Source organism: Roseovarius sp. PS-C2 (assembly GCF_018862045.1).
Taxonomy (GTDB): domain Bacteria; phylum Pseudomonadota; class Alphaproteobacteria; order Rhodobacterales; family Rhodobacteraceae; genus Roseovarius.
Window position 1 is genome coordinate 470,409 of record NZ_JAHKSQ010000002.1, and the last position, 21,403, is coordinate 491,811.

Annotated in this window: 17 protein-coding genes; 14 read left to right on the forward strand and 3 right to left on the reverse strand. The window is 63.5% G+C overall.

The features are described from left to right. The first annotated feature begins 21 nt into the window (after nt 1–21). Nucleotides 22–2,055 (forward strand): NAD(P)-binding protein, encoded by a 2,034-nt coding sequence (locus tag KPG71_RS05695; protein ID WP_216337139.1) that lies wholly within the window; start codon nt 22–24, stop codon nt 2,053–2,055. Between the two features lie 103 nt (nt 2,056–2,158). Here the strand turns inward: KPG71_RS05695 and KPG71_RS05700 are convergent, their stop codons facing one another. The 3 genes from KPG71_RS05700 to KPG71_RS05710 are packed head-to-tail and all read right to left on the reverse strand — an operon-like array spanning nt 2,159 to nt 7,507. Then, the gene (locus tag KPG71_RS05700; RefSeq protein ID WP_253196134.1) at nt 2,159–5,479 is read right to left on the reverse strand and encodes an error-prone DNA polymerase; all 3,321 of its coding nucleotides are present in this window, start codon (nt 5,477–5,479) and stop codon (nt 2,159–2,161) included. Between the two features lie 56 nt (nt 5,480–5,535). Beyond that, a complete protein-coding gene (locus KPG71_RS05705; RefSeq protein ID WP_216337141.1) occupies nt 5,536–7,014 on the reverse strand; it encodes a DNA polymerase Y family protein in 1,479 nt (492 codons plus the stop codon). Next, a complete protein-coding gene (locus KPG71_RS05710; RefSeq protein ID WP_216337142.1) occupies nt 6,929–7,507 on the reverse strand; it encodes an ImuA family protein in 579 nt (192 codons plus the stop codon). Before KPG71_RS05710 ends, KPG71_RS05705 begins: the two co-directional genes overlap by 86 nt. Before the next feature lie 250 nt (nt 7,508–7,757). On the opposite strand from KPG71_RS05710, the gene KPG71_RS05715 reads away from it, so the two are divergent. From KPG71_RS05715 to KPG71_RS05775, 13 genes are all read left to right on the forward strand, one after another. After that, entirely contained in the window at nt 7,758–8,789 is a 1,032-nt protein-coding gene (locus tag KPG71_RS05715) for a BMP family protein (RefSeq protein ID WP_216337143.1), read from the forward strand. Then, nucleotides 8,790–10,337: an ABC transporter ATP-binding protein gene (locus KPG71_RS05720; protein WP_216337144.1), complete on the forward strand. Its 1,548-nt coding sequence runs from the start codon at nt 8,790–8,792 to the stop codon at nt 10,335–10,337. Then, nucleotides 10,327–11,376, forward strand: a complete 1,050-nt coding sequence (locus KPG71_RS05725) for an ABC transporter permease (protein ID WP_073033876.1) — start codon at nt 10,327–10,329, stop codon at nt 11,374–11,376. The genes KPG71_RS05720 and KPG71_RS05725 overlap by 11 nt, the downstream gene beginning before the upstream one ends. Nucleotides 11,377–11,379: 3 nt before the next feature. Continuing rightward, nucleotides 11,380–12,324, forward strand: coding sequence for an ABC transporter permease (locus tag KPG71_RS05730; RefSeq protein WP_216337145.1), 945 nt, complete (start codon nt 11,380–11,382; stop codon nt 12,322–12,324). Further along, entirely contained in the window at nt 12,324–13,604 is a 1,281-nt protein-coding gene (locus tag KPG71_RS05735; protein ID WP_216337146.1) for an amidohydrolase family protein, read from the forward strand. The genes KPG71_RS05730 and KPG71_RS05735 overlap by 1 nt, the downstream gene beginning before the upstream one ends. 295 nt (nt 13,605–13,899) lie before the next feature. After that, nucleotides 13,900–14,520, forward strand: a complete 621-nt coding sequence (locus tag KPG71_RS05740) for a TetR/AcrR family transcriptional regulator (protein ID WP_216337147.1) — start codon at nt 13,900–13,902, stop codon at nt 14,518–14,520. A 133-nt stretch (nt 14,521–14,653) separates the two neighbouring features. Next, the gene (locus KPG71_RS05745) at nt 14,654–15,832 is read left to right on the forward strand and encodes an ABC transporter substrate-binding protein (protein ID WP_216337148.1); all 1,179 of its coding nucleotides are present in this window, start codon (nt 14,654–14,656) and stop codon (nt 15,830–15,832) included. A gap of 63 nt (nt 15,833–15,895) precedes the next feature. Then, nucleotides 15,896–16,759, forward strand: a complete 864-nt coding sequence (locus tag KPG71_RS05750) for a branched-chain amino acid ABC transporter permease (RefSeq protein WP_301182887.1) — start codon at nt 15,896–15,898, stop codon at nt 16,757–16,759. Between the two features lie 4 nt (nt 16,760–16,763). Further along, complete coding sequence (locus KPG71_RS05755) at nt 16,764–17,747, forward strand: branched-chain amino acid ABC transporter permease (RefSeq protein WP_216337150.1); 984 nt, start codon at nt 16,764–16,766, stop codon at nt 17,745–17,747. Next, nucleotides 17,744–18,508 carry an ABC transporter ATP-binding protein gene (locus KPG71_RS05760; protein ID WP_216337151.1) on the forward strand — a complete coding sequence of 255 codons (765 nt, stop codon included), beginning with the start codon at nt 17,744–17,746 and terminating at the stop codon, nt 18,506–18,508. The genes KPG71_RS05755 and KPG71_RS05760 overlap by 4 nt, the downstream gene beginning before the upstream one ends. Continuing rightward, the gene (locus KPG71_RS05765; protein WP_073033905.1) at nt 18,495–19,214 is read left to right on the forward strand and encodes an ABC transporter ATP-binding protein; all 720 of its coding nucleotides are present in this window, start codon (nt 18,495–18,497) and stop codon (nt 19,212–19,214) included. The genes KPG71_RS05760 and KPG71_RS05765 overlap by 14 nt, the downstream gene beginning before the upstream one ends. Before the next feature lie 16 nt (nt 19,215–19,230). Further along, nucleotides 19,231–20,199 (forward strand): dipeptidase, encoded by a 969-nt coding sequence (locus KPG71_RS05770; RefSeq protein WP_216337152.1) that lies wholly within the window; start codon nt 19,231–19,233, stop codon nt 20,197–20,199. Nucleotides 20,200–20,451: 252 nt separating this feature from the next. After that, nucleotides 20,452–21,318, forward strand: coding sequence for an AraC family transcriptional regulator (locus KPG71_RS05775; protein WP_216337153.1), 867 nt, complete (start codon nt 20,452–20,454; stop codon nt 21,316–21,318). The last annotated feature ends 85 nt before the right edge of the window (nt 21,319–21,403 follow it).

Consider the following 21,403-nt stretch of genomic DNA (forward strand, 5'->3'; position numbering starts at 1 on the left):
GCCCGACAGAAGAGGTGTGCCATGACCCAACAATCGACCGTACGCGCCAGCGATCCGCTGCTGAAGCCGCTGAGCATCAAGAAACTCGTGCTGCGCAACCGGATCATGAGCACATCGCACGCCTGCGGGCTGGAAAGGGACGGTTTTCCGCAGGATGCCTATCAGGCCTATCACGAGGAAAAGGCGAAAGGCGGGCTTGCGCTGACCATGTTCGGCGGGTCGTCCAATGTGGATATAGACAGCCCGAGCATCTTTCAGCAGCTCAATGTGGGAACGGATCAGATCATCCCCTATTTCCAGAGGTTCTCGGAGCGGATTCATGCGCAGGGGGCGGCGCTGATGTGTCAGATCACCCATCTCGGTCGGCGCGGCGACCCCTATGCGCAGGACTGGCTGTCGCCGATCGGGCCGTCGCCGATCCGCGAGACCTTGCACCGCGGTATCCCGCGCGAAATGGACGAGCATGACATCGTGCGCGTGGTGCGCGCCTATGGGCAGGCCGCGCGCCGCTGCGAAGAGGGCGGGCTGGACGGGATCGAAACGCTGGCGTCGGGGCATCTGATCGGGCAGTTCCTGTCGCCCAAGACCAACCACAGAACCGACCGTTTCGGCGGGTCGCTGCAAAACCGCATCCGGTTTGCCCTGATGGTGCACGAGGAAATCCGGCGCAATGTCAGCGACGATTTCATCGTGGGCATGCGCTATGTCGTGGATGAGGGGATCGACGGGGAACTGTCGCCCGAAGAGTGTATCGAAGCCGCCCGCATCCTTCAGCAGGAGGGGGCGGTCGATTTCTTCAATGCGCTTTACGGGTCGATGGATACGTCGCGTTCGCTGTCCGAGGAGGTGTTTCCGGGCATGGGCGTTCCCGCGGCCCCGTGGGTCGGTGCGGTCGGGCGGTTCAAGCGCGAGGTCGATCTGCCGGTGTTCCATGCCGCGAAACTGTCGGACATGGCCTCGGCCCGGTTCGCGGTGTCCGAGGGGCATGTGGACATGGCCGGGCTGACGCGCCCGCAGATTGCCGATCCGCATATGGTGTCGAAGCTTCTGGCCGGTGAAGAGCACCGGATTCGCCCCTGTGTCGGGGCCGGGCATTGCCAGTCGCCGCATCGCCCCAAATGCCTGCATAATGCCGCGACGGGGCGCGAGCTGAGCCTTGGGCACGGCATCGCAAAGGCCGAAACGCGCAGGCGTGCGGTGGTTGTCGGGGCCGGGCCGGGGGGGCTTGAGGCGGCGCGCGTCCTGGCCGAACGGGGCCACGACGTTTCGATATTCGAAGCCGCGCCGCAGCCGGGGGGGCAGTTGCTTTTGGCGGCAAGCGGCTGGCGAAAGGATCTTGTCGGGATCGTCGACTGGCGGTTGGGCGAACTTGAACGGCTGGGGGTGCCTGTTCAGTGCAATCGTTTCATGGAGCCCGCAGACATTGTCGCGCTCGACCCCGACCTGGTGATCCTGGCCACCGGGGGCATCCCGCAGACCGAGTTCGGCGACGGGGCCGATCTGGTGCTGTCGGCATGGGATGTGGTGGGCCGCCAGGTCAAGCCGCAGGGCGATGTGCTGATCTGGGACGGAACGGGCCGTCATCCGGCGCTGTTGGCCGCGTTTAGCGCGATGGAACAGGGCGCCGAGGTTCAGCTTGCGACGATCGACACGGGCGTGGCCGAAGATCTGGTCTATCCCGAGGCGACGCGCTGGCAGAAAGACATGGCAAAGGCCGGGTTGAAATCCGATGGGCATTTGCGGCTGATCCGGGTGAACAGGCAGGGGAACCGGCTTGAGGCGACGTTGCTGAACGAGCTGACCCATGATCACGAGACGCGGCTGGTCGATCAGGTCGTGGTGGAGATGGGGACGCTGCCGATGGGCGATCTGTTTGACGGCTTGCGGGATGGGGCGGCGAATGACGGCGTGACCGACCTGCATGCGCTCAAGGAGTTGCGCGCGCAGCCGCGCCCGCGTGCCGGGTTCGAACTGCACCGTATCGGGGATGCGCTGTCATCGCGCAACGTCCATGCGGCGATCTATGACGCCTTGCGGCTGTGTTCCGTGTCCTAGGGGGGCGATGATCGGCAACGGTCCGATGCTTTCGTGCGACGGGGTTCCGGGGTGGCGTGGTTGAAGGCGGCAGGGGGAATGTTGGCGACGGGGTGCGGTGTTGCTAATGGAAATCCCGGCTCGGGAACAGGCGCTTGGCCTGCTCCCTCGGATGCGTGGCGCGGGGGGCTGGCAAGGGGCGTGGGGCGGTGTCGGTTTGCGGAGTCGTCTGGCCAATGGTGTTTTCCATCGGATGGCCGAGATCGGACAGGCGGGGCGAGAGGTCTTCGATCTGTCGGGCGATCAGATGCACGACGATGCCTTCGCGTTGCAGATGGCCCGTTACACGCAACAGCCGCCCGCCCATGACGATCCGGCGGAAGCGTTCATAGGTTTTGGGCCAGACCACCACGTTCGATACACCTGTCTCGTCCTCCAGTGTCAGGAAAATCACGCCGGATGCCGTGCCGGGGCGCTGACGGGTGATGACGAGGCCGCAGACGCTGACCTGTCCGGGGGGGACGGTTGCCAGCTTGTCGTGCGGCGTCAGGCCGGGGATCGTGGGGCGCAGCAATTCCACCGGGTGCGCCCGCAGGGTCAGGCGCATGGAGACATAATCCTCGACCACCTCTTCGCCCAGATGCATCGGCGGCAGCACCACTGACGGCTCGTGGATGGTTTCCCCGTCAATCGGATCGTTGAACAGGGGCAGGGGGGCCTGCCCCCGGATCGCGCGCACCTGCCAGAGCGCATCGCGCCGGGTCAGGCCCATATCCGCGAAGGCATCCGCCTCGGCCAGCCGTTCCAGAGCCGAAGGGGCCACCCCGGCCCGCAGCCAGACGGATTGAGGATCGCGATAGCCATTGCCGCGGGCGGCCACGATCCAGCCGGCGTCTTCTTCCTTGAACCCCTTGATCTGGCGGAAGCCCAGACGCAGGGCCAGCGCCCCGTCGGCGCGGCGTTCCAGCGTGTTGTCCCAGTGGCTGGCGTTCACACAGATGGGGCGCAGCTCGACCTGATGGTCGCGGGCATCGCGCACGATCTGGGCGGGGGCATAGAACCCCATTGGCTGGGAGTTCAGCAAGGCGCAGGCAAAGACCGCAGGGTGATGGCATTTCAGCCAGGCCGAGACATAGGCGAGCAGGGCAAAGGCCGCCGCGTGGCTTTCGGGAAAGCCGTAATCGGCAAAGCCTTCGATCTGCCCGAAACAGCGTTCCGCGACCTCTTGGGCATAGCCGTTGCGGAGCATTCCGGCGATGAACTTGTCCCGATGCGTGCCAATCGTGCCCATGCGCCGGAACGAGGCGAGCGAGCGGCGCAGGTGATCGGCCTCTTCGGCGCTATAGCCCGCCCCGACCACGGCGATTTGCAGCGCCTGTTCCTGAAACAGCGGCACACCGAGCGTGCGCCGCGTCACCGCTTCCAGTTCGGGGCCGAACGGTTCTGCCTTTTCCAGCCCTTGCCGCCGTTTGACATAGGGCTGCACCATGCCGCCCTGAATGGGGCCGGGGCGCACGATGGCGACTTCGATCACCAGATCGTAAAAGGTTCGGGGCTTCATCCGGGGCAGGAAATTCATCTGTGCCCGGCTTTCGACCTGAAACACGCCGACCGCATCGGCCACGCAAAGCATGTCGTAGGTGGCGGTGTCCTCTTGCGGAACGGCGGCGATGGTGAGGGTTTCGCCCATATGTGTCTGCATCAGGTCGAAGGCCTTGCGGATGCAGGACAGCATGCCCAGCCCCAGCACGTCCACCTTGAGGATGCCCAGCGTGTCGATGTCGTCCTTGTCCCACTCGATGATGGTGCGATCCTCCATCGCCGCATTCTCGATGGGGGCCAGTTCATCGAGCCGTCCCTTGGTGATGACGAAGCCGCCGACATGCTGCGACAGGTGACGGGGAAAGCCGATGATCTCGCCGATCAGGCGGATGGTCTGGGCAAGGCGGCGGTCGGTCGGGTCGAGGCCGAGTTCCCTGATGCGCTCGAGGTCAGCGCCGCCATTGGATATGCCCCAGATTTGACCGGAGAGGCCTGCCGTCACGTCCTGCGACAGCCCCATGACCTTGCCGACCTCGCGGATGGCGGCACGGCTGCGGAAATGGATCACCGTTGCGCAGAGCCCCGCGCGATGGCGGCCGTATTTTTCATAAATCCACTGGATCACCTCTTCGCGCCGCTCATGTTCGAAATCCACGTCGATATCGGGCGGCTCACCGCGGTATTTCGAGATGAACCGTTCGAACACCATGGCGATCTGGTCCGGCGACACATCGGTAATGCCCAGCAGATAACAGAGGATCGAATTGGCCGCCGAGCCGCGCCCCTGGCAGAGAATGCCGCGTGAGCGGGCGAACTGAACGATATCATGGACGGTCAGGAAATAGGCCGGAAAGCCCAGCTCCGTGACGAGTTTCATTTCCTTTTCCATCAAATCGTGCACCCGTTGAGGCGCGCCATTCGGATAGCGCCGTTTCAGGCCATCCTGTGCCAGTCGCTCCAGCCGTGCTTGCGGGGATTCGCCCTTGGATATTTCATCCGGGTATTCGTAGCTGAGTTCGCTCAGGCAGAAACTGCACCGGGCGGCGATATCCAGCGTGCGGCGCAGGGCGGCGGGGTGATTGCGAAACACCCGTTCCATATCGGCGTGACCTTTGAGGCGGCGCTCGGCATTGGGCAGGGCGCGGGTGCCGATCCGATCAATCGTGATATGTTCGCGCATGCAGGTCAGCACATCGGCCAGTTGACGGCGTGAGGCCCGGTGCATGAGCACGTCCCCGACCGCGACCATCGGGGCCGACGTTCCGAGCGCCAGACGGGCGCAGGCGTTCAGATAGGCCTGATCGGACCCGTCATAGCGCGGGGCCGCCCCCAGAAAGACGTGGCCGGGGAAATGCCGCTGCATCTGCCGGATATGTGGCGCGGCGGCGGCCAATCCGGCCTGTGGCAGGGCGATCAGGATCATACCGGTGCAGCCATCCTGCAAATCGGCCCGGTCAAGGTGGCAATCCCCTTTGCCCGCCCGCCGCTTGCCCAAGGTCAGCAGGCGGGTCAGCCGCCGATAGGCCGCGCGATCCCGTGGCAGGGCGATCCAGTCCACCGGGCTGTCGCGCAGCACCAGACGGCATCCGACGATCAGTTTCGGCAAGCGCACCGCATCTGGCCGCTCAATCGGGGTGGTCTGGCCGATTTCCCGGCGTGAACATTGGTCGATCCGGTGTTGCGAGCGGATGCGAACGGCCTTTTCGACACCCCGCCGAAGCTCTGTCAGCGCCCGATAGGCGCGCACCACGCCGGCCAGGGAATTGCGATCTGTAACGGCAATGGCGGACAGGCCGAGTTCTGCGGCGCGAACGATCAGTTCCTCGGGGTGGGACGCCCCGGTGAGGAAGGTGAAATTCGTCGTCACGCAGAGCTCGGCGTAACCGGCTTTTGCCTGTTTCATGAGCAAGTCATCGAAACGGTCCGCCTCGATCTGTCGCTGATCCCGGACGATTTCGATCATGCGAATTCCCCCTGTACGAACCAGCCCGGATTTTGCGGTGTGTAGACCAACCAGAGCCGCCGCCCCTGGCGGGTTTCCACATGCCAGTAATCGCGCAAACCGCTGCGCCAGTTTTCATCCGGGAGCCACCATTCCGGGGCGATGCGTTCCGGCCCCGTGGCCCGTGCCGTGGTCAGGGATATGCGCCGCCAGCGAAACCGCTCGGGGGGGCGCGGCCCGGTTCCGGCGATGGGGTCCGGCGGGAACAGGCGCACAGGGCGCGGGCGCAGCGCGACCCACGGCCCGCCCGGTTTTGAAAAGGCCGCTGCGGCAATGATGAAGCCGCGTTCGGGGATGTGGCTGTCGGCGGGCAGGAAGCGTTGCACGTTCTCCAGGCCGATCCGGGTGCCGATGCGGCTGATGAGGTCGTTGAGCCTGTCCGTCCGGCCCGAGGACATATGGCTGATCTGATGCACGGGCAGCGGTTCGACCTGCGTCGCCTCGAGGCGCATCTGGTCGATACCGTAGCCGGCGTCGATCTCGCCCACGCCACGTTCGAACAGCGGCAGGATACGGGCCGCATCCCGCAGCGGGCCTGCAAGGCGCAATTCGACGGTCAGGGCCTCCTGATCGACCCGGCGCAGGGTCAGGCGCAATACCCGCGCGCCGGTTTCCCGTGCCTTCAGCCCGGCACAGAGCCGGTCCAGCAGGCGGGATGTTCCGGCCATGACATCATCGAACAGGCCAATCGGATCGGGCAGGCTTATCCGTGCGGCGTAATGGGGCGGCTCTTTCAGCGGGGTGACCTGTTCCGGCTGGCGGCCAAGGGCCTGATCCAGCCGCAGCAACAGGTCCGGCCCGAAACGGCGGGCCAATGGGGCACGCGCCGCGCCTTCCAGATCGCCGATCGTGCGCAGGCCAAGACGTTGCAGGGCGGTGACCGTCTTGCCGTCCAGCCGCAGCGCGGTGACGGGCAGGCCTGACAGCGTATCGAGGGGCTGCCCTGTCTCTGCCCGGCCTTCTCCGAAACGGGCCAGCGCCCAGGCCGCCCCGCGCGTATCGCCCAGCCCGATCCGGGCGGTCAGCCCGGCGCGGTTCAGCCGTTGGCGCATGTCGGACAGCATCATCGGTTCACCGCCGAACAGATGCGCCGATCCGGTGATGTCCAGCACCAGCCCATCGTCACCTTCGATGCCGACCCACGGGCAATAGCGCGTGGCCCAGCGGCGCAGCACGTGCAGGAACCGGGCGTCGCGGGCCGGGTCCGCCGGGCGGCTTTGCAGGGCGGGGCAAAACGCCCGCGCATCGGCAAAGGGCATTCCCCGGTGCAGCCCTTGCCGCTCGGCCTCGGGATTCAGGCAATAGAGCCGCTCCGCATTCGCCTGCCTGAGCGTCAGGGCAAAGGGGTCATCAATCGGACGCGCCCGCAGAACCCGGTCGCTCGCCAGCCGGGGAAACCACATCGAGACGATGCGACGTTGCATTCCATCGAACATGCCAAGATCCAAGTGTTCCTGATTTGTTCTTGATAATTTTCCAGCGCATCAGAGTCGAGTCCCCGGCATCGAAAACCGGCGTGCAGTGCCACCGTGTTTCCGCCGCGTTGCTTCCCATGCCTTCGGGAATCAGGCACAGCCCCGTCGCGTTTCCCGCCTTCGCGGCAAGCTGCAAGCGCCGCCCTTCGCGCAGATTGAGCGGGCGGGTGATTTCGAGGGTGACAAGCGGCACCGATCCATCCCTGAGCGCCTCTTCCGCGACGGCCAGAGTTTCCGTCTGGTCCCCGGTCCGGGCCAGAAGCAAGTGCGCCGGATCGAAAAACACGGACAGGCCCACAGGGTTTATCATCTCTCCCAGCCACCTTTCGCGCACCCAGAGCACAGGCCCGGCCCGGCTTGCAGCGATAGCCGCAAAACTCACGGCGCCCGGTCCGTATGCTTCGTGAACACGCGCTTTGCGTAAGGGCAGGGGGATGTCGGCGGTCGAGGTCATGTGGAGCATCATAACGAGAGGCGATGCCCCTGTGCCACCATGAATGCGCCCGGCGCCATCATAGTCATGATTGACCCTTGTTATGCCGGGCGTCTAAACTTTGGGCAGAACCCGCCATTTCGCATAAAGAGTAGTCTTGGGCTTCGACTTGTGACCATTGGCGCGGCCTACTATTGGCAGACGCCCGGTTTGCGTTTACCATTTGGTCAAACAATCGAGGCACGCCTCGTTCAACAGGGGGATCAGTTCCATGAATCAATCACGCAATACCAAGTCGTTCGGCCTGACGCGCCGGCGCTTTCTGGGCACCACCGCCGGCACCGCGCTGCTGGTTGCCGCGGGCATGCCCGGTGCGCTCGAGGCGGCGGAGCCTCTCAAGGTGGCGGGCATCTACACCGTGCCGGTCGAACAGCAATGGGTCAGCCGCATTCACAAGGCGGCGGGCATCGCGCAGGAGCGCGGCGATATCGACTATGTCTTTTCCGAAAACGTATCGAACACCGACTATGCGCGCGTGATGCGTGAATATGCCGAACAGGGCTATCAGCTGATCATCGGCGAGGTCTTCGCCGTCGAGCAGGAGGCGCGCGAGGTGGCGGCCGAATATCCCGACATCGCCTTCCTCATGGGGTCCAGCTTCAAGCAGGACGAGGCGCTGCCGAATTTCGCGGTTTTCGACAATTACATTCAGGACGCCTCGTACCTGAGCGGAATCATTGCAGGTTCGATGACCGAAACCGGCAATATCGGCATGGTCGGCGGTTTCCCGATTCCCGAGGTCAACCGGCTGATGCACGCCTTCATGGCGGGGGCGCGCGAGATGAACCCCGATATCACCTTCCAGGTCAGTTTCATCGGCAGCTGGTTCGATCCGCCGAAGGCCAAGGAAACCGCCTTTGCGATGATCGAGAACGGTGCCGACATGCTGTATGCCGAGCGTTTCGGCGTGTCCGACGCGGCGAAGGAAAAGGGCGTTCTGGCAATCGGCAACGTGATCGACACGCAGGCCGATTATCCTGAAACGGTCGTCGCCTCGGCCATCTGGCATTTCGAGCCGACCCTGGACAAGGCGATTGCCGAGGTGCGGGCGGGTACGTTCGCGGCGGCGGATTACGGTGTGTATTCCTTCATGAAAGAGGGCGGGGCTTCGCTGGCGCCGCCCGGGACGTTCGAGGGCAAGGTTCCGCAAGAGGCGATGGATCTCGTCAAACAGCGGAGCGAGCAGATCAAATCGGGTGAATTCACCGTCGAGATCAACGACGAAGAACCCAAGTCCTCGTAAATGACGGGCGCAGAGGCCGCGCAGGTCGTCCTGCGCCTTGACTCCATTACCAAGCGGTTTGGCAAGCTGGTCGCGAACGACGCGGTCAGCTTGTCGCTGCGCGAGGGCGAGGTGATTGCCCTTCTGGGTGAAAACGGCGCGGGCAAGACCACGCTGATGAATATTCTTTTCGGCCAGTACACGGCCGATGAGGGCTCGGTCGAGGTGTTCGGGCAAACCCTGCCTCCGGGCAATCCGCGCGCTGCGCTGGATGCCGGGGTGGGCATGGTGCACCAGCATTTCACGCTGGCCGACAACATGACCGTTCTGGAAAATGTCACGCTCGGGACGCGGTCGCTTTTTTCTCCGAGGCTCGACCGTGCGGTGGCGCGCGACAAGCTGGCGAAGCTGTCTGCCGATTTCGGCCTTCAGGTTCATCCCGACGCCAGGGTGGGCAGCCTGACAGTGGGTGAACGTCAGAGGGTGGAAATCCTCAAGGCGCTCTATCGCGATGCCCGCGTCCTGATCCTGGATGAGCCGACCGCCGTATTGACCCCGCAGGAGACCGAGGATCTTTTCGCCACCCTGCGCAAGGCGGTGAAGCTGGGCCTGTCGGTGGTGTTCATCTCGCACAAGTTGCACGAGGTGATGGCGATTTCCGACCGGGTGCTGATCCTGCGGCATGGCAGGCTGGTGGCCGAGCGCCCGATTGCGGAGGTGGACGAGGAAACGCTGGCCGCGCTGATGGTCGGCTCGGACGTCAGCGCCCCCAAGGTTGCCGCCGGGCAACCCGGTGCGGCGCTGTTGCGATTGCATGAGGTCACGACGCCGGACCGTGGCAGCGCGCCGGGGCTCAAGCGGGTGTCGCTGTCGCTTCATGGCGGTCAGATCACCGGCCTTGCCGGCGTGTCGGGCAACGGGCAGGGAGAACTGGCCGACCTGATCGGGGGCTTGACCGGGCCCGATACCGGGCGGCTGGAACTCGACGGCGCCCATCTGCAAAGCTGGTCCCCGCGCGAGGCGGTGCATGCGGGCATCGCCCGCATTCCCGAGGACCGCCACAAGACCGGCACCATCGCCGAATTCGACCTGATCGAAAACGCGATCCTGGAATCCTATGCGCGGCCCCCCTATAGCCGCTCGGGCTGGATGAACTGGGGACGGGCCGAAGCGTTCACGCGCGAGATCATCGACACTTATGACGTGCGCTGCCCCGGACCGGGCACGCGCATCCGGCTTTTGTCGGGGGGGAACATGCAGAAACTGATCCTCGGCCGCGTGCTCGAGGCGGGCCCGCGCATCATCCTTGCCAACCAGCCGGTGCGCGGCCTCGACATCGGCGCGGTGAACTATGTGCATTCGCAACTGCTGGCGGCGCGTGACCGTGGTGCCGCCGTGCTGCTGATTTCCGAAGACCTCGACGAGATCATGGCGCTGTCGGACGTGATCCATGTCATTTCCGAGGGCCGCCTGTCCCCCGGTTTTGCCCGCGGTACGATGACGCCTGCGGAGCTGGGCGTGTGGATGGCGGGCCAGGGGTTCGAAAAGGAGACGGCCCATGCGTCTTGAACCCGTCGCCAACCCGTCGCTTTTGCGGACCACCGTGCCGCCGGCCATCGCCATCGGTTCGACCGTGGTGATCGCGTCGCTTCTGGCGATGGCGGCGGGGGCCAATCCGTTTTCGGTGCTCGGCCTGATCCTCAAGGGCGCGTTCGGATCGAAATTCGCGCTTCTGGAAACGCTCAACCGCGCCACGCCGCTTATCTTTACCGGGTTGTCCGTGGCCGTCGCCTTTCGGGCGCGGCTGTGGAATATCGGGGCCGAGGCGCAGCTTTATGCCGGGGCGCTGATCACCGTGGTTCTGGGCACGGGACTGCTGCAATGGGGCGCGTTCGCGCTTTTGCCGACATTGGTTATCGCCTCGGTTCTGGCGGGGGCGCTGGTGCTGCTGGTGCCTGCGCTTCTGAAGGTGCGTTTCGGCGTGGACGAGGTGGTGACCACGCTCTTGTTCAACTTCATCTTCCTGCTGTTCATTTCGATGCTGCTGGAGGGGCCGCTCAAGGACCCGATGGGCATGGGTTGGCCCAAGTCCGAGCGCCTGATTTCCGAGGCCCGCCTGCCGCGAATCGTTGACGGGTTGCGCCTGCATTGGGGGTTTGCGCTGGCGCTGATCGCCGCAGTGGTGGTCTGGGTGATCGAGCGCCGCACGACGCTTGGGTATGAAATGCGGGCTGTGGGGCTCAATCGCGAGGCGGCGGGGTTTGCCGGTATTCCGGTCAATACCGTGCTGATCAAGACGGCGCTCTTGTCGGGCGGGCTGGCCGCGCTGGCCGGGTTTTCCGAGGTGGCGGGGCTGAAGGGGAACCTGACGCTCGATCTCAGCCCCGGCTTTGGCTACACCGGAATCGTCGTGGCGATGCTGGCGCTGCTCAATCCGCTGGCGGTGATCGCGGCGGCGCTTTTCGTGGCCGGGATTTTCGTCGGGGCCGACAGCATGAGCCGCGCCGTCGGCGTGCCGAGCTATCTGGCCGATATCATGCTGGCCACGGCGCTTTTGCTGATGGTGCTGGCGATCCTGCTGACCCGGTTCCGCGTGGTGAGGGAATAGGCGATGGACATCTTCGAAATCCTGCTCTCGGCCAGTTTCTGGACCGCCGCGATCCGCATCGCCAGCCCGCTGATCTTTGCCACTTTGGGCGAGTTGATCTGTGAGCGCGCGGGCGTTTTGAACCTTGGGATCGAAGGCATCATGGTCGCCGGGGCCTTTGCGGGCTGGATGGCGGTTTATTCCGGTACGGGGCTTTGGATGGGGGTGGCTGTCGCGATGGCCGTGGGCATGTTGTTCGGGCTGGTGCACAGCCTGCTGACGGTGCCGTTCGGCCTGTCGCAGCATGTGGTGGGGCTGGGGGTCACGCTGCTGGCCACGTCGCTGACCTATTACGCTTACCGGCTGGCGCTTCCCGAGGTGACGAGCCCGCCCAAGATCGAGGCCTTTCAGCCCTACGAGGTTCCGCTTCTTTCCGATATTCCGCTGATCGGGCCCGCGCTGTTCGCGCAGACGCCGCTCACCTATCTGGCGTTCATCCTTGTGGGGGTCGTGGGGCTGGTGCTGTATCGCACGCCGCTTGGCCTTGCGCTGCGGGCCGTGGGGGAGAACCCTTCGGCGGTGGCGGCGCAGGGGCTGTCGGTCACAGGCATCCGCATGGGCGCGGTGATCGTGGGCAGTGGGCTGATGGCCGTGGGGGGCGCGTTCCTGACCATGTCGGCCTTTGACAGTTTCTTTTTCGAGATGGTCAACGGGCGCGGCTGGATCTGTATTGCACTGGTGGTGTTCGGCGCGTGGAAGCCGGGCAAGGCGCTTCTGGGTGCGGTTCTGTTCGCCGCGTTCGATGCGCTGCAGATCCGGGTGCAGCAGATGCCGCTTGGCGCCGATATCCCTTATCAGGTTTTCCTGATGATGCCCTATTTCCTGTCCATTCTCGCGCTCATCGTCATGTCGCGCCGGGCCGAGGTGCCTGCCGCGCTGATGGTGCCGTTCAACAAGGGGGAACGCTGATGTTCGATCTGATCGTCAAGGGAGGCACGCTGCCCGATGGGCGGGTGGCCGATATCGGGATCGAGGGCGATGTGATTTCGGCGGTCGAAGACCTGTCCGGCGCAGAGGCGGGCGAGGTGATCGACGCGGCGGGCGATCTGGTCAGCCCGCCTTTTGTCGATCCGCATTTCCATCTGGATGCGACCCTGTCCTACGGGCTGCCGCGTATCAATGCCTCGGGGACGTTGCTGGAGGGGATCGGGCTTTGGGGCGAACTCAAGCAGATCGTCACGCAGGACGAGATGGTTGAACGCGCGCTGTCCTATTGCGACTGGGCGGCAAGCATGGGCCTGCTGGCGATCCGCAGCCATGTGGACACCTGCGACGACCGGCTTCTGGGGGTCGAGGCGATGCTGGAGGTGCGCGAGCGCGTTCGCGACTATATCGACCTGCAACTGGTGGCGTTTCCGCAGGACGGGTTTTACCGCGACCCGACGGCGCGGGCCAACACGATCCGGGCGCTCGACATGGGCGTCGATGTGGTGGGCGGCATCCCGCATTTCGAGCGGACGATGAGCGACGGGGCGGCATCCGTGCGCGAATTGTGCGAAATCGCGGCGGATCGCGGGCTGATGGTCGATCTGCATTGCGACGAATCCGACGACCCTCTCAGCCGCCATGTGGAAACGCTGGCCTGCGAGGCCCAAAGGCTGGGGCTTCAGGGGCGGGTGGCGGGGAGCCACCTGACCTCGATGCATTCGATGGACAATTACTATGTTTCCAAGCTGCTGCCGCTGATGGCCGAGGCGGGCGTGGCGGCGATCCCCAACCCGCTGATCAACATCACCCTTCAGGGCCGTCACGACACCTATCCCAAGCGTCGCGGGCTGACGCGGGTGAAGGAAATGCAGGCCCACGGCATCTCCGTCGGGTGGGGGCAGGATTGCGTGCTGGACCCGTGGTATTCTCTGGGCACGGCCGACATGCTGGATGTGGCGTTCATGGGGATGCACGTGGCGCAGATGACCAGCCCGGAAGACATGGCGCGCTGCTTTGACATGGTGACCAATCAGAACGCGCAGATCCTGGGGCTTGACGGGTATGGTCTGGCTCCGGGCAAGCGCGCGTCGCTGGTGGTGCTGGATGCGGGGACGCCCATCGAGGCGCTGCGCCTGCGCCCCGCGCGCCTGGCGGTGGTGTCGAACGGCAAGGTCATCAGCCGCATGCCGCGTGAGGATGCGGCGCTGGCACTGCCGGGACGGCCCGAAACCGTGCGCCGCCGTCACAAGGCCGGAAGGTGAAACTGCCCCTTATCCGGTATAGCCGGACGAGTGGATAGGATCGTTTTTTACCTCTGCGCCGGCGAGAAACCTAAAATTGGCAGATTGCGACCAGGTTCCGATCAGTTCGCCCATGATATAGCGTTTTCGTTCCTTTGAAGGGGCGATCCGTCCCGGCGGTGGCGTTTTCACAGAGAAACATCACAGGCTTCAAAAAGGGCAGGTGGCGTGGAAACGGACCCCTGGGTCATCCCCTGATAAAACACTATTGACCGAATCAAAAAAACAAACCAGTCTGTTTGTAAATGAGGGAAGTATGACAATTACCACACGCAGAACCCAGGACCAGCGCAGTGCGAAGACACGCCAGCTTCTGTTGGAGGCGACGATTCAATCGCTGATGGAGGTCGGCTATGCGAATACCAGCACGGCGATGATCGCCAAGCGGGCAGGGGTGTCGCGTGGGGCGCAGACGCATCATTATCCGGGCAAGATGGACCTGATCGTCGCCGCGACCGAGGAGATGTTCGGAAATTTCGCCAGCGGTCTTGAAACGCTGGCGGGTGAGTTGCGGGCGGGGCGGTTGAGCTATGACGCCTTTTTCGATGCGGTCTGGGACGGTGTACTGAATGGCGACTGGTTCTACGCGTCGCTTGAAATCATTGTCGCGGCGCGTGGGGACGAGGAATTGCGGCGCCAGCTTGCGCCGCTCATTCTGGACCTTCACGAGCGGTTCGAGACCACTTGGTCGCGCAGCTTCGTTGCGGTCGATCCCGATGTCGTTTCTTCGCGCGTGGCGCTGAACCTGGCGATGAATTTTTTCCGCGGCATGGCGGTGCAGGCGGTGTTGCGGCGGGACGATGCCTATTTTCTTGAAATGATCACTGCCCTCAAGGCTGTGATCGCTGTCCATGTCCGCCCGCTGGAGGCGGGGTGACGGAAAGGTGAACGTGAGATCGGCTGAGAATAAAACAAACAAGCCAGTCGGTATTTATTATACAATATCCACGTATTGAAGAATGCGGCGCCAGACCGCAGCAACACAACCGAAAGTCCAACAGGAGAAAAACATGAAACGATTTATGCCACTACTTGCAGCCGCGACACTGGCCGCAACGCCCCTGTTTGCCCAGGACGACGACTGGGAAACCACGGGCCTGACCGACGATGCCATTACCATTGGCGTCATGGGGCCGTTTTCCGGCAACGCCTCGTCCTACAGCAAGGCGCTGATCGGGATGATGGCCTTTTACGAGAAGGTCAACGAAGAGGGCGGTATCCACGGGCGCAAGCTTGTGGCCGTTCAGGAAGACACGGCATGCGACAGCGCAAAGGGGCTGGCCGCCGCCAAGAAGCTGATTTCGCAGGACGAGGTCTTCATGTTGCAGGGCAATTCCTGCTCGGGTGTGGCGCTGGCGCTTCGACCGACCATCGAAGAGGCCGGGCTGCCGTGGATCGTCGCGCATGCGGTGAGCGACTCGATTTCCGATCCGCTGGTCAGAAACATCTTCCATGGCGTTCCCACCGGGCGGGCGAATGGCCGTGCCATGGCGGCTTTCGTTCTTTCCAAACCCGAAACGTCGAATGTGGCGATTATCGAACACTCCAATGACTGGGCGCACAGCTATTCGAACCCGGCGCGGGAGTATCTGACCGAGAACGGCGTTACGCCGTCGATCGAACTGACGATGGAACGCGGGCAGACCGACGCGACCGCACAGGTGCAGAAAATACGGCAGGAAAAACCCGATTTCATCATCGCGGCGCTGTATGAGGCCGAGACGGCGATCTTTTTGCGCGATCTCAAGAAATACGGGATGGGGGACATCCCGGTCATGGGCACTGCGGGCACCGATCTGGAGAATACGCTCAAGCGCACCGGCGATTTCGACACGGTCAGGAACTATTACGTGATCCACTCCTATGTCGATAACCTCGACGGTCCGCTCATGCAGCCTTGGGGCGACATGATCCACAAGTATTATCCGGACGAAGAGCTTTCGACCTTCTCCTTCGTGTCGATCGGGTCCGCCGAGGCGCTGGTGGCGGCGCTGAAGGCTGTCGGGCCCGATCTGACCCGTTCAAAGCTGATGGCGGCGCTCGAAGAGGTGCGTGACTTCGATACCGGCATTCTGTCTGACGCGATCACCTGGACGCCGGAGGACCATCAGGGCGTCAAGGGCTCTGCGGTGGCGGGGTTCGTCGATGGCGAGCCGACGGTGCTGAAGGCCTGGAGCCAACCTTACTGATCCCCGACTGCCGGGTGCCGCAGTCACGGCGCCCGGCCTTTTCCTGGAGCAGACACTATGTTGATGCAGTTGACTTTGGGAGGTCTCTCCCAGGGCATGATCTATGCGCTCATCGCGCTGTCGCTGACGGTGGTCTATCGCTCGACCACGGTGGTGAACTTCGGGCATGGCGATTTCGTCATGGCGGGCGCCTTCCTGTCCTACATACTGGTCCTGCTGGTGGGGGTGGCCTTTCTGCCCGCGGCGGCGCTGGCCATGATCGCCATGTTCGTGCTGGGGGTGATGTTCAATCGCGGGCTCATACGTCCGATCCGGGGCGGTCCGCATATCGGTCTTGCGCTCATGTGCATCTCGGCGGGGTATGTGCTGCGCGGGATTGCCCGCATGGTCTGGGGGCGCGAGGTGCTGCCCATGCCGCCGGTGTTTGACATGGACCCGATCTTTTTCGGCGATCTGGTGATTACCGGAGACGCGGTTTTCATCATCGGCACGGTGCTGGTGCTGTTGCTGGTCTTCTTCGGGCTCATGGCCATGACCGACCTCGGCAAGATGGTGCAGGCGGTTTACCAGAGTGCCCGCGGAGCGCGGCTGATCGGTCTCAATGTGGATCGTTTCAACGACTTTTCCTGGGGCGTCGGAGCGGCGCTCGGGGCGCTGGGGGGCATCCTTGTGGCGCCGGTCTCGTTGTTGCATCCCGATCTTGGGGCCTCATTCCTGATCAAGGGGTTCGCGGCCATGACGCTGGGCGGATTCGGCTCGCTCGGTGGTGCGGTGCTGGGGGGTGTGTTGCTGGGCATCGCCGAGCAATATGCCGGGGCCTATATCGACACCGCGCTGATCGAGATCACGGCCTATGTAACCATCGTCCTGGTGCTGTTTGTCCGCCCGCAGGGGCTGTTTGGCCGCAAGGCCGTGGTGAAGGTGTGATTCGATGAGCCAGACCATGCCTTCCGCCCGCCAACGCAAGCTGCGCACCTGGATTTTCTGGATGGTGCCGGCACTCCTGCTGCTTCTGCCGCTGGGCACCAATCCCTATACGCAATTCATCGTGAACGGGATGCTGATTTCGGTGCTGGTGACCCTGGGCTTCACCCTTGTCATCGGCAATCTCGGCCAGCTTGCCTTTGCCAACACGGCCTTCTTCGGAATCGGGGCTTATGGATCGGCCATCCTCGCGGCGAAGTTGGGGGTGCCGTGGCTGCTGACCATCCCGTTTGCCGGTGCGCTTGGGGCGTTGGGCGGGTTTCTTGCCTCCTCCGCCGCGCTGAGGGGTATCCGGAGCTATTATCTCGCGATCATCACGCTTGCCCTGGGCGAGCTGCTGCGATGGTCCTACCTGCATGCCAAGCCGCTCACCGGCGGGACCGACGGGATGCCGATGCCGCGCGAGGTGTTTTTCGGCATCTCGCTGACCGATGACACGCTGAAGTTCTATATCTTCCTGATCATCACCGTGTTGCTGGTGAAGGCCACGCTCAACCTCATGCGCTCGCGGTTCGGCCGTGCGGTCATGGCCGTGCGCGAGAACGAGATCGCCACCGCCTCGCTGGCCATTCCCACGTCGCGGGTGATCCTGATCTGCTTCATGTGGTCGGGCTTTGTCGTGGGTTGCGCCGGTGCGCTTTTTGCGCGCCATGTCGGGCATGTCTTTCCCGAGAGCTTCGGGATGCTGCATCTGATCGCGTCCTTCGCGATGGTGCTGGTGGGCGGGCTCGGGTCGGTTCTCGGATCGGTTCTGGGGGCGGTGCTGCTGACGGCCTTGCCGGAATATCTGCGTGCCTTTCCGGGTATGGAAGAGTTGTTCTTCGGTCTCATTGTCGCCGGTGTACTTGTGGCCATGCCGATGGGGCTGGCCAGCCTGCTGCGCCGCATTTCGCCCATTTTCGTCGAATGTTTCTATCGGGAGGCCCCATGACCACACTTCTGACAGTCGAGGGGCTTAGTGTGCGCTTCTCGGGTCTCACGGCGCTCGACGACGTGTCATTCTCGCTGGAGGAGGGCAATGTGCGCGCGGTGATCGGCCCGAACGGCGCGGGCAAGTCCACGCTTTTCAACGCGATTTCCGGCTATGTCACCCCGACCTCGGGAACCGTGCATCTGAGAGGCCGAGACCTGACGCGGCTTACGCCACACGAGATCGCCGAGCAGGGCGTTCGCCGGACCTTTCAGAACGGCGGGCTTTTCCCGGCGCTCACGGTTCTGGAGAATGTGCTGACCGGCCTTCACGCGCAGACCGAGGCATCGTTCCTCGATATCCTGCTGGGCCGCTCGACGGCCCTGAAATCCGAGGCCGAGAACATTCATCGCGCCCGCGAATTGCTCAAGCTCATGTCGATGGATCACATGGCCGACACGCGGGCCGGGGATTTGTCGGGCGGCCAGCAGCGTATCGTTGAAATCGTGCGCACGGTCGCCTCCGATCCGCCTGTGCTGCTTCTGGACGAACCGGCGGTCGGGCTGTCGCCGGTCGCGCGGGCGCAGATGATGGATATCATTCACCGGCTCGCTGGTGAAAAGGGGGTTGGCATCCTGCTTATCGAACATGCGGTGGAACTGGTTATGGCCGCAGCCGACCGTATCCTGGTGATGGCGGCGGGGGCCCGCATCGCCGAGGGTACACCAGAGGAAATCCGCGAAGATCGCGCCGTGCTGGAGGCTTACCTTGGACACTCCTGAACCGCTTCTCAATATCCGCGACCTGCACGTGGGATATGGCAAGAAGCCGATCCTGCGGGGCGCGTCCTACGATGTGCTGCCGGGTGAATGCCTGACGCTTCTCGGGGCGAACGGCTCGGGCAAGTCGACCTCGCTGAATGCCATCTGTGGCTTCGTGAAGCCCAGTTCGGGCTCTGTTCTCTTCGATGGCGAAGAGACCGCGGGGCTGCCGCCGCACCGGATTTTCACGCTTGGGATCGCGCAGGTCAGCCAGGCCCGCGATCTCTTTCCCGATCTCACCGTCGAGGACAACCTGCGCCTTGGCGCCATGCGGCGCGGCGGCAAAACCCTGAGCAAGACGCTGGGGCAGGTCTATGAGCGCTTTCCGCGTCTAGCCGAGCGCCGCAAGCAGGCGACGCGCACGCTTTCGGGGGGCGAGCAACAGATGGTCGCCATCGGGCGCGCACTGATGTCCCGGCCACGGCTGCTCTTGCTGGATGAGCCATCGGGCGGGCTGTCGCCGCAATTCTGCGAGGAAATCGCCCGGATCATCGACACGCTGAAGCAAGACGGCGTGACCATGCTGATGGTCGAACAAAACCTCAATCTCGCCTTCCGCGCCGCCGACCGCTTCATCGTTCTGCGTGACGGCCAGGTTGTCGATGGCGGCGATGTCCGCGCCATGGCAGGCGATCACGACGCAATCGTGCGCAACATCTATCTCTGAAATCAAGGACTACCAAATGACCACGCTGCATGACGATCTTATCGTATTCGATGGACTTATCATTTCTGACTGGGGTCGCCCGATCTTCGAGGCGATGGCGCAGGGCGGGCTTACTGCAGCCAACTGTACCTGCTCGGTCTGGGAGAATTTTCGCGACACGATGACGGCCATCGGGGAGTGGAACGCCCATTTCCGCGACAACGCCGACCTGATCGTGAAAGCCAGGAGCGTCGCGGATATCCGGCGCGCCAAGGCCGAGGGCAAGACCGGCATCGTTCTGGGGTTCCAGAACACCAGCGCCTTCGAGGACCGGCTGGAGTTCATCGAACTCTTCAAGGAGCAGGGGGTCGGAATCGTCCAAATGACGTACAACACCCAGAACCTTGTCGGTTCGGGGTGTTATGAAAGCACCGACAGCGGGTTGTCCGATTTCGGCAATGAGGTGGTTGCCGAGATGAACCGCGTGGGGATGCTCTGCGATCTGAGCCATGTGGGCCCGAAAACCTCGGAAGAGGTTATCCGCGCCTCGAAGAAACCCGTGGCCTATTCGCATTGCCTGCCCGCTGGGCTGAAGCCGCATCCGCGCAACAAGACCGACGAGCAGTTGCGCTTTATCGCGGATCATGATGGTTTCGTCGGTGTGACGATGTTCCCGCCGTTCCTTGCCGCCGGCAATGGCGCGACGGTCGACGATTATGTCGCCGCGATCGACTATATCGTGAACCTCGTGGGGGAGGAGCGCGTGGGCTTCGGCACCGATTTCACGATGGGCTACGGGGCGAGGTTCTTTGAATATCTGAACCGGGACAAGGGATACGCCCGGCAATTGACCGAAATCTGGGAGGTCGAATTTCCCGACGGTCTCGGGTCGATTGCCGATTTTCCAAATCTCACCGCGGCGATGGAGCGCGCGGGCTGGTCGGACGTGAAAATCCGGCGGGTCATGGGAGAGAACTGGCTGGCGCTTCTGGATCGCGTCTGGTGAACGGGTCCGCGCGGCCCTGTTGCGGGGCCTTCGCGGGCGTCAGAGGGGCAGGGTAGGGACCGCCCCGCCTGGCGAGAGCGGCGGCGCGCTGTCGCCGGCTATCGTGCCTTGAGCGGAGGCCGTGCCCGGAGGCGGGCGGGAGGCGTCCTTGCTGCCATTCGAAAGGACAGGCTTTGCATTGTTGGCAAATTGCCGCATATTCGTGCAACTTGGCGCAAGTGTCCTGCAGCGAAGGGAGATCGGGGGAGGGCCATGTCCGACGCGTTGCGGATCAGAACAGGCGAATTCGGCCGTGTTGCCCTGCTCGACATGGATCGCTCGCTGGTGCGCCATGCCCATCCGCATTGTCATGTGCTGCTGAAGGTCGATGGCGCGGACACGTCCTTTCTGGTCGGTGACGAGGTCGCCCCCCTGACCGACGACAGCGCGGTCCTGATCAACGCCTGGACGCCGCATGCCTATGTTCATCGGCAGAATGCGCCCCGGACGATCATTCTTGCCTTGTATATCGAGCCCTCGTGGCTGGCGGGGTTCCGCCCCAACTGGGCCGCGAGCGCAGGTGCGGGGTTCTTCGAGAAGACGGTCGATGCGATCACACCGGCTATCCGCAAGCAAACCATGGATCTCGCGGCGAGCATGGTACATACGCCAACCGCGATAGCAGAGCATGAAAGCCAGCTTGGCGAGCTCATGATCGCAGTCATCGAACGGTTCACCGAATGGCGCTCGGTCGGCGACAGCCTGCGCGATGCCGCCCGCAACCACAACATAGACTGGCGCGTTGCCAAGGCCGTCAGCGAATTGCGCCGCAACCCCGGTGGCGTGACGAATATCGACAGCCTTGCGGACACCGCGGGCATGAGCCGGGCGAATTTCTTTCGCGTCTTTGAAAGTTCGACAGGTGTTACCCCCCGAGTCTTTCTGAACATGATCAGAATCGAGCGCGCGGTGAGCGCGGCGGTGACCAGCGATATCAGTTTCGGTGCGCTGTCGGATACGCTCGGGTTCACCACCCAGGCGCATTTCACGCGGTTTTTCCGCGATCATTCCGGTGTCACGCCTTCGAGCTTCCGCTCGATTTCCCGGCTTGGGAATGTGTCGGGTTTCTTACGTATTTGAGACTCCTCGGTAAATTCTGCGCTCCCTGACAATCGGTTTCCGCCCTCTCACTGCCTAACCTCTCTTCCAATGACATGACGGGTCT